Origin of the sequence: Xanthomonas sp. MUS 060, from assembly GCF_000963215.1 — a bacterium.
In the GTDB taxonomy this organism is placed as follows: Bacteria; Pseudomonadota; Gammaproteobacteria; order Xanthomonadales; family Xanthomonadaceae; genus Xanthomonas_A.
Genome location: NZ_JZIM01000002.1, coordinates 335,736 through 349,696, shown reverse-complemented (window position 1 = coordinate 349,696; position 13,961 = coordinate 335,736). Strand labels below are relative to the sequence as shown.

11 protein-coding genes are annotated in these 13,961 nt (G+C 63.3%); 6 read left to right on the top strand and 5 right to left on the bottom strand.

Annotated elements, in window-relative coordinates:
• Positions 1-82 precede the first annotated feature (82 nt).
• The 3 genes from XANALMUS060_RS04505 to mtgA form a co-directional block, all read right to left on the bottom strand.
• Entirely contained in the window at positions 83-511 is a 429-nt protein-coding gene (locus tag XANALMUS060_RS04505; RefSeq protein ID WP_045728035.1) for a CBS domain-containing protein, read from the bottom strand.
• Positions 471-1,493 (bottom strand): glycosyltransferase family 2 protein, encoded by a 1,023-nt coding sequence (locus tag XANALMUS060_RS04500; RefSeq protein WP_045737310.1) that lies wholly within the window; start codon positions 1,491-1,493, stop codon positions 471-473. Before XANALMUS060_RS04500 ends, XANALMUS060_RS04505 begins: the two co-directional genes overlap by 41 nt.
• Before the next feature lie 285 nt (positions 1,494-1,778).
• Positions 1,779-2,522 (bottom strand): monofunctional biosynthetic peptidoglycan transglycosylase, encoded by a 744-nt coding sequence (gene mtgA, locus XANALMUS060_RS04495; RefSeq protein WP_045737395.1) that lies wholly within the window; start codon positions 2,520-2,522, stop codon positions 1,779-1,781.
• 81 nt (positions 2,523-2,603) lie between these two features.
• On the opposite strand from mtgA, the gene XANALMUS060_RS04490 reads away from it, so the two are divergent.
• The 3 genes from XANALMUS060_RS04490 (at position 2,604) to XANALMUS060_RS04480 (ending at position 7,623) form a co-directional block, all read left to right on the top strand.
• Positions 2,604-3,497, top strand: a complete 894-nt coding sequence (locus tag XANALMUS060_RS04490) for an Hsp33 family molecular chaperone HslO (protein WP_045737309.1) — start codon at positions 2,604-2,606, stop codon at positions 3,495-3,497.
• 115 nt (positions 3,498-3,612) lie between these two features.
• The gene (locus XANALMUS060_RS04485) at positions 3,613-4,473 is read left to right on the top strand and encodes a hypothetical protein (RefSeq protein WP_045737394.1); all 861 of its coding nucleotides are present in this window, start codon (positions 3,613-3,615) and stop codon (positions 4,471-4,473) included.
• 225 nt (positions 4,474-4,698) lie between these two features.
• Positions 4,699-7,623, top strand: a complete 2,925-nt coding sequence (locus tag XANALMUS060_RS04480; RefSeq protein WP_045737308.1) for a TonB-dependent receptor — start codon at positions 4,699-4,701, stop codon at positions 7,621-7,623.
• A gap of 376 nt (positions 7,624-7,999) precedes the next feature.
• Here XANALMUS060_RS04480 and XANALMUS060_RS04475 read toward each other — a convergent pair whose 3' ends face one another.
• Positions 8,000-8,614: a TetR/AcrR family transcriptional regulator gene (locus XANALMUS060_RS04475; protein WP_045737307.1), complete on the bottom strand. Its 615-nt coding sequence runs from the start codon at positions 8,612-8,614 to the stop codon at positions 8,000-8,002.
• Between the two features lie 139 nt (positions 8,615-8,753).
• Between XANALMUS060_RS04475 and XANALMUS060_RS21800 the strand changes: the two genes are divergently transcribed.
• Both XANALMUS060_RS21800 and XANALMUS060_RS04465 read left to right on the top strand, forming a co-directional pair.
• Positions 8,754-9,017 carry a hypothetical protein gene (locus tag XANALMUS060_RS21800; protein WP_045737306.1) on the top strand — a complete coding sequence of 88 codons (264 nt, stop codon included), beginning with the start codon at positions 8,754-8,756 and terminating at the stop codon, positions 9,015-9,017.
• Complete coding sequence (locus XANALMUS060_RS04465; RefSeq protein WP_045737305.1) at positions 9,014-11,494, top strand: acyl-CoA dehydrogenase; 2,481 nt, start codon at positions 9,014-9,016, stop codon at positions 11,492-11,494. Before XANALMUS060_RS21800 ends, XANALMUS060_RS04465 begins: the two co-directional genes overlap by 4 nt.
• Positions 11,495-11,682: 188 nt before the next feature.
• Here XANALMUS060_RS04465 and XANALMUS060_RS04460 read toward each other — a convergent pair whose 3' ends face one another.
• The gene (locus XANALMUS060_RS04460) at positions 11,683-12,036 is read right to left on the bottom strand and encodes a DUF1304 domain-containing protein (protein ID WP_045737393.1); all 354 of its coding nucleotides are present in this window, start codon (positions 12,034-12,036) and stop codon (positions 11,683-11,685) included.
• 276 nt (positions 12,037-12,312) lie between these two features.
• On the opposite strand from XANALMUS060_RS04460, the gene XANALMUS060_RS04455 reads away from it, so the two are divergent.
• On the top strand, positions 12,313-13,911 hold the full coding sequence (locus tag XANALMUS060_RS04455; RefSeq protein WP_045737304.1) for a choline dehydrogenase: 1,599 nt from the start codon (positions 12,313-12,315) through the stop codon (positions 13,909-13,911).
• Positions 13,912-13,961: the final 50 nt, after the last annotated feature.

The window sequence follows — 13,961 nt, the reverse complement described above, 5'->3', positions numbered from 1 at the left end:
GGAAAGACAAACAGCTGAAGCACCGACGCGCGACCACATGCCGGTGCCTTTCCGAATCTCGAATTCACAAACACCAGGCGGCTCAACTGGCGATATAGCGCTGCAACTGATCCAGTTCCTGACGTTGCTCCTCGATCACCGCCTTGACCAGATCGCCGATCGAAATCAGCCCGATCACCGCACCCGCCTCCACCACCGGCAAGTGACGGATGCGGTGCCCGGTCATCAGCTGCATACACTGCTGCACGCTCTGCGCAGGATCCACGGTGTGGACCTTGTCGCTCATGATGTCGCGCACCGGCGTGGTGGCCGAAGAACGCTCCTGCAACACCACCTTGCGCGCGTAGTCGCGCTCGGACAGGATCCCGGCCAGATGCCCGTCCTGCATCACCAGCACTGCGCCGATGCCCTTGTCGGCCATCAACCGCAGTGCCTCGATCACCGCCGCATCCGGTGCGATCGCGTGGATCTCACCGCCCTTCTCGCTCAACACATGCCGTACCGTACGCATCACTGCCTCCCGGTTCGCTGGATCGCGGGTCCGAGCATACTCCTTCGCCGGGTGCACGCCAGGTATCCACCAAATACAGTGGACGTTGCTTGGACTCCTCGTACAAGCGACCGAGATACTCGCCGATCAGCCCCAAGGCGATCAGCTGCACGCCGCCCAGGAACAGAATCACCGCCATCATCGTCGGCCAGCCGGCGACCCGATCGCCCCATAGCGCCGCCTTGACCACCACGACCAGCCCGAACACAAATGCGGCAACGGCGGTCACCAGGCCAAGATACGTCGCCACCCGCAACGGCGCGGTGGAGAAACCGGTGATCCCATCCAGGGCGAAATTCCACAGCCGCCACAGGCTGAACTTGCTGTGCCCAGCCAAACGCGGCGCGCGCCGATAAGGCACCGCAAAGCGACGGAAACCGACCCAGCCGAACAGGCCCTTCATGAAACGGTGGCGCTCGCGCAACTGACGCAGCGCGGCCAGTGCACGCGGTGACAATAGGCGGAAATCGCCGGTGTCGGCCGGGATCGGTGTCTTCGACAGGTACCCGATCACCCGATAGAACAAGGCGGCGGTGCCGCGCTTGAGCCAGCTTTCGCCCTCGCGCAGGATACGCGTGCCGTAGATGTCGTCGTAGCCGTCACGCCAGTGTGCGACGAACTGCCCGATCAATTCCGGCGGATCCTGGCCATCGGCATCCAGCAACATCGCCGCGCCGCATTCGACGAAATCCAGCCCTGCGGTCAAGGCCAGTTCCTTGCCAAAATTGCGCGACAACCGCAGCGCCCCGACCCGCGGATCGGACTCGGCCAGCGCCAGCATGGTGTCCCAAGTCGCATCGCGGCTACCGTCGTCTACGTACAACACGCGGCCTTGCACCCCCTCCAGCGCATCGAGCGCGGCAAGGATGCGCGGGTGCAACAACGGCAGCGTTTGCGCCTCGTTGAACGCAGTAACGACGACGGTGAGACGTTCGGGTTCCATCCGTGAATGGTACGAAGGGTGGCGCAACTGCACCAGTGATCCCGCACGCCTCAGACAATGGCCGCAATATCCAACGCCGACGCAGCGGCACCGACATCTCCATGCCCTCGGACCACCTGCATCACGCGCACGAGCAGTGGCTAAAAACCTAAAACGACCGCAGCACCGCCGCGCGCGCAACAGTGCGCGGAACGCTCCTGTAGCACCTGCACACTGCGGCTCCTGCGCACTGTCCGCGCCCGCACGATTAGTGATTAGTGACTGGCGAGGTGTTGTTCGGTCACGCTAAGGTGACAGCAAGTAACCTGGGCCTCCCAGTTGTCGAGCCTGGCGCTGGATCCAGTCGGCGCGGCGCTGCACATACGCCCCAGGTCGCGCGGCGTCATAGCGCTGCGGGGCCGGCAACACCGCAGCCAGCAACGCACTCTGTGTCGGGGTCAGTTGCGCCGCGTCCTTGCCCCAGAAGCGAGCGGCCGCCGCCTGCGCACCGTACACCCCGTCGCCGAACTCGGCGAGATTGGCGTAGACCTCCAGAATCCGCTGCTTCGACCACAGCGCTTCGATCAGCACCGTATACCAGGCCTCCAGCCCTTTGCGCAGCCAACTGCGGCCCGACCAGAGGAACAGATTCTTGGCCACCTGCTGACTGATTGTACTGGCACCGCGCAGACGCCCGCCGCGCGCATTGTGGTCGCGCGCCTTCTCGATCGCCTGCAAATCGAAGCCATGGTGACGGGGAAAGCGCTGATCCTCCGCCGCCACCAGCGAGATCGGCAGACTGGGCGCAATCTGCGCGCTATCGCGCCAGCGATAGGCGATACGGAACGACCACTCGCCACTGGCCCAGGCACCGACCTGACGCTCCAGCATCATCGCCGAGAACGGCGGATCCACAAAACGCAGCACCAGCACTTGCGAGACACTCACCAATCCGAAAATCAACGGCAACAGCAGCAATCCGCGCAGCCAGCGTCGCGCAGGCGATCTGCGCGCAGGCATGGCACTTGCTTCATGTCGTGTCGCCCCCATTGCAATGCTTTCTTCGATCTGGTCCACCGCGATGATCCATTCTCCTGCGGTCGCCATCTTCCCATGCCAAGCGAGGCCGCAATGCACTCTTCCGACGACCGCCTGACCCGCTTCCTGCTCCCCCAAGCCGGCGTGCGCGGCGTCCATGTGCGCTTGCAGGACACTTGGCGCGAGATCCAGGCACCGGCGGATTATCCGACCGCCGCGACCGAACTGCTTGGCGAAGCCTGCGTCGCCGCCGCCCTGTTCACCGGCCACACCAAGGTCGATGGACGCCTATCGGTGCAACTACGCAGCCAAGGCGCGCTACGCACCCTGTTCGCCGAATGCACCGCCGCCGGCACCCTGCGCGGCATCGTCCAGTTGGACGAAGGCCAGGACGCACCACGGGATCTGCGCACACTCGGCGACGCTGCCCTGCTGGCGATCACCATCGAGAACCCCGGCCTGGACCCGCGCGAACCGCAGCGCTACCAGAGCCTGGTGGCCTTGTCATCGGCCGAACTGGACGAGGCACTTGAGGACTACTTCCGCCAGTCAGAGCAATTGCCGACCCGACTGATTCTGGCCGCCGAAGGAACCCAGGCGGCAGGTCTGCTGCTACAAAAGCTGCCCGGCGATAGCGGCGACGCCGACGGCTGGAACCGCGCCGGTGCCCTGTTCGAGACGCTCGCCGCGACAGAACTGCTGATCACCCAGGCCGACACCCTGCTGCACCGACTCTTCCATGAAGAGACGCCGCAATTACTCGGAACCCGACCACTGCGCTTCGGCTGCTCCTGTTCGCGCGAGCGAGTCGCGGCAATGCTCCGCTCGCTGGGCGAGGAGGAGGCGCGAGCCGCAGCCGAGGCGACGGGGCAGGTCGAGATCCGCTGCGAGTTCTGCGGACACCGCTACGATTTCCCATTGGCAGAATTCGGCGTATTGTTTGCCGTAACGCAGCCTGAACCTCCGTCATCGGAGCGCATGCAGTAACAGGAGGACGCGTCGGGAGCCGGACACCCGACTTGTTAAATAAACATAAACAAACTATCATCCGAACCCCTGCCATGCGGGAACTTTCGTTCCCTCCATGAGTATCAAACAACCGATGCGAGCCCTCCTGCGCCTGCCGCTAGCCCTACTGATCGCCTTCTCGGCGATGACGGGCGCGCACGCGCAGAGCAAGCCCGACAACCCCAACGATCACACCGTGCTGCCGATCTGGAACAAGGGCAGTGGCAAGGTCGAGGCTCTGCTGTACCTGGAGCCGACCGGCGAACAAGCCGTCGGCGCGCGCTGGCACTTCGGTGGCAACTCACTGGATGCGGCGTTTGGGCTGTCCTCCGGCGACTCGCTCGGCCTACTGTGTAATAGCGCCAGCGGCAGCAGTATCAGCGGACTGGCCAGCCACTGCATGCTCGCCAGCCTGGGCGACGAGGATGGCGCAATCGGCCACCACATTGCCGCCACCACCTCTTTCAATCGTCCCGGCGGGCACCTGTCGCTGTCCGTCGGCAGCGGACGCGAGAACCTCCCGGCATGGCTGGCCGGCGCCAACAAAACGCCGTCGATGCGCATGGAGCAAAACGATCTGACCGTGTTCGCCCAGCAGAACATCGGCCGCGAAGGCTTCGTCTCCATTGGCGGCACGTATGCACGCGCGCGCCTGGTGCCAATCGCCGACGCCTCGCCCGCCCTGGTCGATCAGTGGGACAGCAAGAGCCTGAGCATCGGCGGCGGCTACCGCTCCTTCAGCGCCAATATCATCGGCCGCGTCGTCGACGCCCCGGGCCAGCCAGGCAAGTGGTCGGGTCTGGGGGTCGGACTGACCTGGCGCACTCCTTGGAGTGGACAGCTCACCGTTGGCGCAGAGAACGTCATCACCCGCGGCAAGAACCCCTTCGCCCCGAACAACATCAGCACCGAAGAGGGCACCATCCCCTACGTGCGCTACGAGCAGGATCTGTAGCACGCCATCGGCGACACGCGGCAAAGCGAGTCGCACTTGGCACTTCGTGAACAGTGCACGAACAAAGTACGGATTCACTTCAAATAAGCACTTTGTTAACGGTACTTTAATTCTTTCTCCGGTCGGGCTACCATCCCGGCAACCTGGCGGCCCTGGAGTTGCACTTTCGACTCCGCACGACAGGCACACCTCGGGCGATAGCCCAATCTCATTCGGAGAGAGATAATGAATTGCAAGACCAACCAACTGCGCGACGCAGTCGTGCTCGCACTGGTCGTGGGAGCTGGCGGCACCGCAGGTGCGGCCATCGCTCAAGACGCGGGCAATGCCGGCGCCACCACCCTGGATCGTATCGAAATCACCGGCTCACGCATCCGCCAGGTCGACACCGAGACCGCGCAACCGGTCATGCTGATCAGCCGCGACCAGATCGAGAAGCAAGGCTTCAAGTCCGTCGCCGACATCCTGCAGAACATCCCCACCGCCGGCTCTCCAGCCCTCAGCCGCACCTCTCCCCTGGCCAGCGGTGAGGACGTCGGTGGTTACTACATCGATCTGCGCAACCTCGGCGCCGCGCGCACGCTGGTGCTGGTCGATGGCAAGCGCTTGGGCAGCACCAACAGTGGCCTGCAGGACGTGTCCTCGATTCCCGCCGTGGCCGTGGAGCGTATCGAAGTGCTGAAGGACGGCGCCTCCTCGATCTACGGTTCCGACGCCATTTCCGGCGTGATCAACATCATCACCCGCAAGCATTTCGACGGCGCCGAAGCCGGCGCCTACATCGGCCAGTACGGCCAGGGCGACGGCCAGCGCCAGGTCTATGACTTCATGATGGGCAGCAGCAGCGATCGTGGTTCGCTGAACGCCGGCGTCGAATACAGCAAGGAAGATCCGGTGTGGGCGCGCGACCGCTGGTTCAGCCGCAACCGTTTCCCGACCGGCGAGAAGTCCGCCCCGCGTCAGGGCGGCCTGTCCGGCACCACGCAGTTTGGCCGTTTCGTCTACAAGGACAGCGCTGGTAACGAAACCCGCACCCTGCGCCGCGATACTGCCGGCCTGGATCCGGCAAATATCAACAGCTACCGGGCACTGAACAGCTCCGATGTCTCCAACCCGTCGCTGGCCTCGACCGTCTACAGCGGCATCAAGCGCAAATCGGCGTTCTTGAACGGCACGTTCAACTTCTCCGACAACGTCCACTTCGACACCAGCATCCTCTACACCGATCGCGATTCGTTCGCACAGAACGCAGGCTATCCGTTCAAGAGTGCCGATTTCGCCCTCACCCAGGGCGGTCTGTCGGCAGACAGCGTGTTCAATCCGGTCGGCAACGATGCCACCGGCGGCCTGCCCCCGGGCACCACCCCGCAAGCCGTCCAATACGTGCGTCGTGGCTGGGAAGTGCCGCGCGAAGTGCACAGCAATCTCTCCACCTACCGCTTCACCGGCGCGTTCAGCGGCACCTTCGAACTGGCCGAGGGCAAGTTCTGGGATTGGGACGCAGGCTATCTGTACAACCAGAACAAGGGCATGCAGGTCACCACGGGCAACTTGAACACCCTTGCGGTGAGCCAAGCAACCGGTCCGTCTTTCATCAATGCCAATGGCGTGGCTCAGTGCGGAAGCGCAAGAAATCCCATCCCATTGGGCAGCTCCGGTGGCAACTGCACGCCGTGGAATCCCTTGATTCCGTTCGGCTACAACTCGCCTAACAGCCTTCGCGACCCGAACGTGCAGAAATTCCTGTACCAGAACGGTCAGGCCGTGTCGAAGACCGAGACGAAGAACTTCTTCGCCAACATTACCGGCAGCCTCTTCAGCCTGCCAGCGGGCGATCTGGCCATGGCACTGGGTGCCGAACACCGCCAGGAAAGCGGCAGCTTCTCTCCGGATGCAATGGCGCAAGCGGGCATCTCCACCGACCTGGCAGCCGGCCCGACCAGCGGCAAGTACAGCCTCAACGAAGTCTATGCCGAGTTCCAAGTGCCGCTGCTGGCCGACATGGCGTTCGCCAAGGAACTGAGCCTGTCGCTGGCCAGCCGCTACTCCGACTACAACAATTTCGGCAGCACCTTGAACAACAAGTTCGGCTTCAAGTGGAAGCCGATCGACTCGCTGATGTTACGCGGCACCTGGTCGCAGGGCTTCCGCGCACCGACCATCGCCGACCTGTACGGTGGCCTGTCGCAGAGCTTCGAAAACTATACCGACCCCTGCGATACCAAGTTCGGCACGGCGGCGGGCAATGCGCGCTGCGCGGCGGCGGTGCCGGCAGGCTTCCGTCAGCTCAACAACTCTGGCACGGCTCCGGCGCCGGGTCCTGGCGAGCAGAGCAACGTCCCGTTCCTGTCCGGCTCCACGCCGACACTGAAACCGGAAACCTCGACCTCCAAGACCTTGGGCCTGGTATGGAGCCCGGAGTTCGTCAAGGGCCTGAACGCCTCGCTGGACTGGTGGAAGATCCGCATCGACAACACCATCGTCAGCGATGACCCGAGCACCTTGCTGGAAGACTGCTACCTGCGTGGCATCGCCTCGCGTTGCACGGGCTTCACGCGCAATGCAGCCGGTAACATCACCTCGCTGTCCTTCGGCCTGCGCAATGCCGGCTACCGGGATACCGAGGGCTACGATCTGGATCTCAGCTACCATTTCGACACCGCGTTCGGCAACTTCACCACCGCGTGGATGAGCACCTACGTCGCCAAGAACGAGCTGAAGCAGGATAACTCGGGCAATCCGCCGAGCCAGCAGAACGGCTACCAGAACTCGGACGGCAGCTATTTCCGCGTGCGCTCGAACTTGAGCCTGACCTGGCAGATGAACGACTGGTCGGTCACCTGGAACACGCGTTACTACTCCAGCGCCAAGGAACGTTGCTTCTTCAATGATCGTTGCAGCAATCCGAACTTCACCGCTCCGGAGTATCAAGGCGCAACCTACCCGGTGAACCGTATCGGTGCCAACACCTTCCACGATCTGCAGGTGAGCTACAACACTCCGTGGAATGCCACCGTCGCGGTCGGTGCCAACAACGTGTTCGATCACTACGCTGCACCGTCGTACTCCACGCCGAGTTCCGGCTACTCGTACTACGGCGGCTACGACATCGGTCGTTTCATTTACATGAAGTACCAGCAGCGCTTCTGATCGCCTCGCGATCACCGCTGCGTCACTACAACGGCTCCGCAAGGAGCCGTTGTTTTTTGTGTCTGCGCGCGGCAGACATCCAGCACGCGACGAGAGATGCGACACAACCACGCCCCCTCTCCTCTACATCAGCATGGACACAGCAAGCGCGATGGGATGCGATTGATGCGCGAGCATCGGCCAAGGATCACGCTTCGGCGCGAGCATGAAACGAATTGGCGTTATACGAACACGCATGGCACACAATGGCTGTAGGCGCATACACAAACGCGCCGGCCTGGACGCTGATCGGTCCAAAACATCGCTTGCGGTTTTCCACCGCAGACACGACTCAGCGTTGTTGCGGGGTAAGGCCCGAACAGTCGCTTGCCAGGAATCAGCAGGGAATCAAGGTCACGATGACGTGCTCGACATAGGCCTCGAATTCCTCACGCGCCTGCTTGGGCTGATGCAATTGCAAGGAAAGCTGTAGAAACCCGACATAGGCGGCATAGGCCAGCCGCGCACGGTGCTGGGCATCGGTGCGGCTGAGTCCGGCCTGGCGGAACGAGGCGATCAGATAGTCCATGCGCCGCTGCGAGACCCGATCGATGATCGGCCGCACCGCAGGGTGATCGAGCACCTTCAGCAACTCGCTGTAGATGATGTGCGGCTTGACCTCATGTGCCACCAGTTGGAACAGCGCGCGCAAGCGCGTGCGCGGATCCGTCACATCCTCCAGGCTACCGAAAACCTGTTGTTGCTCGACCAGCTCCCAGCGCTCCAACGCCGCTTGCAACAACGCATCACGGGAGGGGAAATGCCAGTAGAAGCTGCCCTTGGTCACCCCAAGACGCCGCGCCAGCGGCTCAACCGCCACGGCATTCACGCCCTGCTCGGCGATCAGGTCCAGCGCGGCCTGAGCCCAGTCTTCAGCACTGAGCCGACTATTGCGGTTACCACTGGGTGGTACGGGGCCATCGTCGGAAGAAGGTGAGGGCACGGTATTCATCCGTGGATTTAACCATACGGGCGGGTTGGTTGCAGGATGCAGCTTGGACAACCAGCGCGCACATGCCCGGCAGCACCAGCTTTTCGACCCCATACCAGAGGGTATTGACATTGCCGCCGGGAACTCCATACCATTAAGTATGGAATCATCCATCGCCACGTTCCAGCACCCCACTCGCAGCGGGCTTGATGACGCCATGGCCGAGTGGCTGACCGCGATCACCATGGTCCCAGGCAAGGCGTGCAGCACCGTGTCTGCACGCGACCACAAGCTGCCCCTTCATGGCCGAGCCAACAACACCACCTTGATCGCGGCTGTGCTGCACTTTCTCGACGCACTGCCACCGGCCAGCCCTGGCGCACCGTTCGCCGTTACCGAGTCCGTTCCCGGAGCACACCCATGAGCATCGCCACTCCCTTTCTCGTGTTGTTGGTGGCCGGCGCCTTCGCCGCCTATCACCGCATGCGGCTCGCGCTCTGGGCCGCATCGAGCGCGACGTTGCTGGTCGCCTGTTGGCTACTCGGCGCCAGCCACGCCGCCACCATCGTCGCTGCGGTGTTGCTGGGGCTGTTGACGGTTCCGCTGCTGCTGCCATTCGTGCGCAAACCGCTGCTGACCGCGCCCTTGCTGAAGGTATTCCGCAAGGTGTTGCCGCCGCTGTCGCAGACCGAACGCATCGCCCTGGAAACCGGTTCGGTCGGTTTCGAAGGCGAACTGTTCACCGGCAATCCGGACTGGCAGAAGCTACTCAACTATCCGAAGCCGCAGCTCAGCGCAGAAGAGCAGGCGTTCCTGGATGGCCCAGTGGAAGAACTGTGCCGGATGATCAACGACTGGGAAATCACCCACGTCCATGCCGATCTGCCACCGGAGTTGTGGAGCTTCATCAAAGAACACAAGTTCTTCGGCATGATCATTCCCAAGGAATACGGCGGCCTGAGTTTCTCCGCGCTCGCCCATCACAAGGTGATCCAGAAGATTGCCTCGGCCTCGACCGTGGTCAGTTCGACCGTCGGCGTCCCCAACTCGCTGGGCCCGGGCGAATTACTGCTGCATTACGGTTCCAAGGAACAGAAGGACTATTACCTACCGCGCCTGGCGGTAGGCCAGGAAGTGCCATGTTTCGGCCTCACCGGCCCATTCGCCGGCTCGGACGCCACCTCGATTCCCGACTACGGCATCGTCTGCAAGGGCGAGTGGAACGGCGCCAATGTCCTCGGCGTCAAGCTGACCTTCGAAAAACGCTACATCACCCTGGCACCGGTCGCGACGCTGATCGGCCTGGCATTCCGCCTGTACGACCCGGATGGCCTGATCGGCGATACCCAGGATATCGGCATCACTCTGGCGCTGTTGCCGCGCGAAACCCCAGGAGTGGAGATCGGACGCCGCCACTTCCCATTGAACTCGCCGTTCCAGAACGGCCCGATCCACGGCCGCGAGGTCTTCATTCCACTGAGCCAACTGATCGGCGGCGTGGATATGGTCGGCAAAGGCTGGAACATGCTCAACGAATGCCTGGCCGTGGGGCGCTCGATCACCCTGCCCTCCACCTCCAGCGGTGGGGCCAAGTTCGGCGCGGTGGTCACCGGCGCGTATGCGCGCATCCGCAAGCAGTTCGGCCTGTCGGTCGGCCGCTTCGAGGGCGTGGAAGAGGCACTCGCGCGGATCGGCGGCAAAGCCTACGCGATCAGTGCATTGGCACAGGCCACTGCGGCGGCGGTGGACCGCGGCGACGTCCCGTCGGTACCGTCGGCGATCGCCAAGTACCACTGCACCACGATGAGCCGCGAGGTGATCAGCGACGTAATGGATGTGATCGGCGGCAAGGGCATCATCCTCGGCCCACGCAACTTCGCCGGGCGCGCCTGGCAGGGCGCGCCAATTGCGATCACCGTGGAAGGCGCCAACATCATGACCCGCAGCCTGCTGATCTTCGGCCAGGGCGCGATCCTGTGCCATCCATGGGTGATGAAGGAGATGAAGGCCGCCAGCGAGCCAGACCACAAGGCCGGCATCGACGCGTTCGACCGCAGCCTGTTCGGCCATATCGGCTTCGCCCTCTCCAATGCGGTGCGCTCGCTGTGGTTCGGCTTGACCGCTTCGCGCATCGGTGCCGCCCCGGGCGACGCCTACACCCAGCGCTTTTTCCGCAAACTGGACCGGTATTCGGCGAACCTGGCGCTGATGGCAGACGTGTCGATGCTGATGCTAGGCGGCAAACTGAAATTCAAGGAATCGCTGTCCGGACGCCTCGGCGACGTGCTCAGCCACATCTACATGACCAGCGCCATGCTCAAGCGCTACCACGACGATGGCGCGCCGACGAGCGACCAGCCGCTGCTGGCGTGGGCCTTCCACGACAGCGTGCATAAGATCGAGCTGGCCCTGTCGGCGGCACTGCGCAACTTCCCGATCCGTCCGGTCGGCTGGCTGATGTGGGCGTTGATCTTCCCCTGGGGCCGTCGCGCCGAAGCGCCGGGCGACCGCCTGGGCCACCGCGTCGCCGCGCTGCTGATGACCCCCAACGAAGCGCGCGATCGCCTCGGCGAAGACGTGTTCCTGACTCCTGGCGAGAACAACCCCGGTGGCCGTATCGCCAGCTATCTGACCAAGGCCGTGCTGGCCGAGCCGGTGGAACGCAAATTCCTGAAAGCACTCAAGAGCAAAAAAATCCAGGCGCTGGACTTCACCTCACAACTGGACGAAGCAGTGCGCGAAGGCATGCTCACGCTCGACGAGCGCCATCAGTTGGAAGAACTGCGCGACATCACCATGGACACGATCAGTGTCGACGACTTCGACACCAACGAGCTACGCGCGGCCAGCTATTTCACCGGCATGGCGAACGGTCACGACCACTCGCGCGAAGCAGCCTGATCCTGCGCACCGGCAAACGTGCAGACGGCGGAACGCGTTCCGCCGTCTTGCGAGCACCGATCTCCATGCTACCGGCGCATGGTCGATGGCCGGCCATATCCGCATCCACAACAGGTGCAATCGTCGGCAACCGCCTTGCCATACCCGCGTGCGCTCACGCGCGCAAACTTGCGATAAGCAACCGCCGCTCATGCCCCCAACAGCAACATCGCGATGGCCACCAGCGCAGGCAACCCCTGCACGAACAAAATCCGACGATTGACGCTCCACGCGGCATACAGACCAGCCACCGCCACGCAAGCGAGAAAGAACAGCATCACATCAACCCGCTGCGCAACCGCACCCCAGCCCAGACCGGCAGCCAAAAACCCGTTATAGAGCCCCTGATTCGCGGCCAGCACGCGAGTGGCCTGAGCTTTTTCAGCGGTATTGCGGAACACCTTCATCCCCAACGGGTGCGTCCACAGAAACATCTCCAACACCAGAATGTACAGGTGCAACAATGCAATCGCGCCCACCAGGACCGTCGCCAACAAGGTCATCGCAGACTCCGAGAAAGCAGGAATGATGCCCAGCATAGCTCCCAATTAAGGCAAGCAGCCAGTCACAAAATGATCGCTCCCGAGCGCAAGCGCACACGGCTACGGCTACGGCTACGGCTACGGCTACGGCTACGGCTACGGCTACGGCTACGGCACGACAGCATGATTGGGACGGATGCGCCATGCCGGCCATGCAAGCACGCCGAACCTGTTCGCCGAGCATATGCTCTATCCTTGGCGACTAGCGTCGGTACTCTGGGACATGAGGCATTGTGAGTGTACGACTACATCATCATCGGCGCGGGCTCGGCCGGTTGCGTGCTAGCCAATCGTCTCAGCGAAGACCCGCACTGCACAGTGCTATTGATCGAAGCCGGACCACGCGATCGTAATCCCTTTATCCATATGCCTGCGGGCCTGGCGCGTCTGGCCCGCAACCCTCGCTTCAACTGGAACTATCTGACCGAGGCCGAGCCGAACTTGAATGGCCGCCGCCTGTGGTGGCCGCGCGGCAAAGTGTTGGGCGGCTCCAGTTCGATCAATGCGATGTGCTATGTGCGCGGCGTGCCCGCCGACTACGATCACTGGGCCGCAGGTGGCGCCGAGGGTTGGGACTGGCATGGAGTGCTGCCCTACTTTCGACGCAGCGAATGCAACAGCCGTGGCGGCGATGCGCTACACGGTGGCGACGGCCCGCTGCATGTGTCCGACTTGCGCCACCACAACCCGCTGTCGGACATGTTCATCGCCGCCGGCGAGCAAGCCGGCTTCCCCCGTAACAGCGACTTCAACGGACCACAGCAACAGGGCGTTGGGCTCTACCAGGTAACGCAGAAGGATGGCGCGCGCTGTTCGGCGGCGGTCGCCTATCTGGCGCCAGCGCGTGCGCGGCGAAACCTGCACGTGATCACCGAGGCGCTGGTGCTGCGGTTACTGATCGAGGGCTCGCGTGTGGTCGGCGTCGCCTATGCGCAACACGGCCGCGAAGTGCAGGCGCGCGCCGAGCGCGAGATGCTGCTCAGCGCCGGGGCGGTGAATTCTCCTCAACTGCTGATGCTCTCGGGCATCGGCCCGGCCGACGCACTGCAACGTCATGGCATCGCGGTACACCTGGATCAACCGCAGGTCGGCGCCAACCTGCAGGATCACCTGGACGTGTGCACGCTGTACCACACCCGCCCGGGGATCAGCTACGACCGCAGCAATCAGTTCAAGATCGCCTTCGATTATTTCCTGCGCGGCCATCGCGGCGCGGGCAGCAGCAACATCGCAGAGGCCGGCGGCTTTGTGCGCTCGGCGCTGGCAGCCGATGCGCGCGCTGACATCCAACTGCATTTCATCCCGGCGATGCTCGAGGACCACGGTCGCAAGCGTTTGCCCGGCGACGGCTTTACCCTGCATGCCTGCCATCTGCAGCCACGCAGCCGCGGCCGCATCGCGCTCAACGACGCCGACCCACGCACACCAGCGCGCATCCAGGCGAACTATCTCAGCGACCCGGATGGCTTCGACCTGCGCATGCTGGTGGAATGCGCGCGTCTATCCCGACATATCCTGCAACAGCCGGCCTTCGATGACATGCGCGGCGCACCACTGATGCCCGCACGCGACGATTTGGACGAGGCCGGCCTGATCGACTTCATCCGCGCCAAGGCCGAAACCATCTACCACCCGATCGGCACCTGCCGGATGGGCAACGACGCGCAGGCGGTGGTCGATCCGCAACTGCGCCTGCGCGGACTCGACGGTCTGCGCGTGGTCGATGCGTCGATCATGCCGTGCTTGATCAGCGGCAATACCAACGGCCCAACCATCATGATCGCCGAGCGCGCCGCCGACATGATCCGCGGCCGTCCCCTGCGACGCGACACCTGAGCGGTCGAGACCACCGCAACTCAAGCAGGTGCGGCAACCCGGCCAGGACC

Excerpts from the sequence above, each read along its gene's own strand:
- XANALMUS060_RS04460 (WP_045737393.1), bottom strand. The coding sequence starts at position 12,036 with ATGACCTTGTTGGCGACGGTCCTGGTGGGCGCGATTGCATTGTTGCAC.
- XANALMUS060_RS04465 (WP_045737305.1), top strand. The coding sequence starts at position 9,014 with ATGAGCATCGCCACTCCCTTTCTCGTGTTGTTGGTGGCCGGCGCCTTC.
- XANALMUS060_RS04480 (WP_045737308.1), top strand. The coding sequence starts at position 4,699 with ATGAATTGCAAGACCAACCAACTGCGCGACGCAGTCGTGCTCGCACTG.
- XANALMUS060_RS04475 (WP_045737307.1), bottom strand. The coding sequence starts at position 8,614 with ATGAATACCGTGCCCTCACCTTCTTCCGACGATGGCCCCGTACCACCC.
- mtgA (WP_045737395.1), bottom strand. The coding sequence starts at position 2,522 with ATGGGGGCGACACGACATGAAGCAAGTGCCATGCCTGCGCGCAGATCG.
- XANALMUS060_RS04485 (WP_045737394.1), top strand. The coding sequence starts at position 3,613 with ATGCGAGCCCTCCTGCGCCTGCCGCTAGCCCTACTGATCGCCTTCTCG.
- XANALMUS060_RS21800 (WP_045737306.1), top strand. The coding sequence starts at position 8,754 with ATGGAATCATCCATCGCCACGTTCCAGCACCCCACTCGCAGCGGGCTT.
- XANALMUS060_RS04500 (WP_045737310.1), bottom strand. The coding sequence starts at position 1,493 with ATGGAACCCGAACGTCTCACCGTCGTCGTTACTGCGTTCAACGAGGCG.
- XANALMUS060_RS04490 (WP_045737309.1), top strand. The coding sequence starts at position 2,604 with ATGCACTCTTCCGACGACCGCCTGACCCGCTTCCTGCTCCCCCAAGCC.
- XANALMUS060_RS04505 (WP_045728035.1), bottom strand. The coding sequence starts at position 511 with ATGCGTACGGTACGGCATGTGTTGAGCGAGAAGGGCGGTGAGATCCAC.